Source organism: Rhabdonatronobacter sediminivivens (assembly GCF_013415485.1).
Classification (GTDB): Bacteria; Pseudomonadota; Alphaproteobacteria; order Rhodobacterales; family Rhodobacteraceae; genus Rhabdonatronobacter; species Rhabdonatronobacter sediminivivens.
The window spans coordinates 1-1632 of the sequence record NZ_JACBXS010000109.1 but is presented as its reverse complement, the minus strand read 5'-3'; the positions used below and the strand labels follow the sequence as shown (position 1 = coordinate 1632).

The 1632-nt window shown below is 61.6% G+C and carries 2 protein-coding genes and 2 pseudogenes; 2 read left to right on the top strand and 2 right to left on the bottom strand.

The genetic code is table 11. The features are described 5' to 3' along the window. Together tnpC and HUK65_RS18325 are read left to right on the top strand one after the other, a co-directional pair. A partial coding sequence (tnpC, locus tag HUK65_RS18330) for an IS66 family transposase (protein WP_235442278.1) occupies positions 1-721 on the top strand: 721 nt, incomplete at its 5' end. Between the two features lie 28 nt (positions 722-749). Then, positions 750-929, top strand: a pseudogene (locus HUK65_RS18325) (IS256 family transposase); the annotation flags it as partial. A gap of 65 nt (positions 930-994) precedes the next feature. Here the strand turns inward: HUK65_RS18325 and HUK65_RS18930 are convergent. Further along, positions 995-1180 (bottom strand): annotated as a pseudogene (locus HUK65_RS18930) (IS21 family transposase); the annotation flags it as partial. Next, the coding region (locus HUK65_RS18320; protein ID WP_235442277.1) for an integrase core domain-containing protein at positions 1147-1632 on the bottom strand (486 nt) is incomplete at its 5' end. The gene HUK65_RS18320 and the pseudogene HUK65_RS18930, both read right to left, overlap by 34 nt.

Here is a 1632-nt window from a genome sequence, read left to right as displayed (position 1 = left end):
ACCGCAGAGGCCGCCTAACCATGATCCCGGCAGCGCTGCCCCGACCCGATTTCAACATTCATCGGGACATCCCCGCTTTGACGGCATCCTGCAGATAGATGGCTATCAGGGCTATAATCGGCTGACCAAACCCTCTCGCAAGGGCGGTGATCCCATTCGGGTTGCCCATTGCTGGGCGCATGCGCGCCGCAAGCTGAAGGAAGTCTTTGATCGCGATGGCTCGGAAATCGCCGAAGAAGGTCTGCGTCGCATCGCTGAGTTCTATGCGATCGAGGCCGATATCCGCGGCATCTCGCCCGGGCAGCGCCTGTCCGCCCGTCAGACGCGCACCGCACCGCTGGTCGCGGCCTTCGGGGAGTGGCTTCAGGCGCAACGTCGCAAGATATCGGCAAAGTCGCGGCTGGGTGAAAAGCTCGCCTATATCCACAATCACTGGGACGGGCTGCAAACCTTCCTGACCGATGGCCGCGTCGAGATCGACAGCAACAGGGTTGAAAATTTGATCCGCCCGATAGCTCTCAATCGCAAGAATGCACTTTTTGCAGGCCATGATGAAGGCGGCGCTGCCTGGGGCCGCGTCGCGTCACTGATCGAGACCTGCAAGATCAACAGCGTCGAACCCTTCGCGTATCTCAGGGCAACCCTGACCGCCATCGCCAATGGTCACCCCCAAAATCGCATCGACGATCTGCTGCCATGGAACTTCAAGCCGTCAAGCTGAAAACCCGGTGATCCGCAGCGAACGCTTACGTTTGAACGAGGAGTTCCGCCGCCGGATCAAGACCCAGGCTGCGCTGCCCTGCGCCGAAACCGTGCCGATACTCCTCTGGGCTCTGCTCGCCTCCGGCCAGATCACCATGCGCAAGGTCGATGGATGGCAAACCCTCGACAAGCCGATCGAGCCCATGACCCTTGACCTCGCCGCTTGATCACGCGCAAATCAATCCGCTCGGAGGACGTCTTCGGAGAATTTCCACCACTTTCGAGACACAACCAGCGGGTCGGGACGACGCCGGTCGCGACGAGCCTTCTTCTGCGAGGGAAGGGTCGGGCTGGATTGCAACCGATAGCCGGTCGCCTGGCTGACCCCGGCCTTCGCGGCAGCCACGGGAACGGAATGGGTATGTCTGAGCGTCATGAAGAGCCTCATCTGTTGGTCGGTGACATGACGGCCCGGCATGAACGATCTCCCGAAACGGAAAAATTGTCACATCCCGCGTAATTGTAGACGCGTTTCTTGAACAGTTCAGGCCTTTGGCGCTGCCAGTCCTTGAGGGCGTTGATAGGCGTTCGGCCCTTCAGGGCCGCTTGGGGGAGTTGGCTGTTGTAGAGGTGGACGTAGCGCAGGATGGTCTGCTCCAGGTCCTCGCCGCTGTGGAAGCGGTGGCTTTGGAGGACGTCCTCGATGCGGCCGTTGAAGCGTTCGACCATGCCGTTGGTCTGGGGGCGCATCGGCGGGGTCAGGCGATGCTCGATGCCAAGCTCGGCGCAGAGCATGTCGAACTCGTGCTGGCCGGTGGCCGCGCGCTTGCGCAGGCCGAACAGCCGGTCGGTGAAGGCCTTGCCGTAGCACGTCGGGAAGAAGGGCTGTCGTGAGGTTATGGCCACGCGCGCAGCCCCCAGATAGCGCAG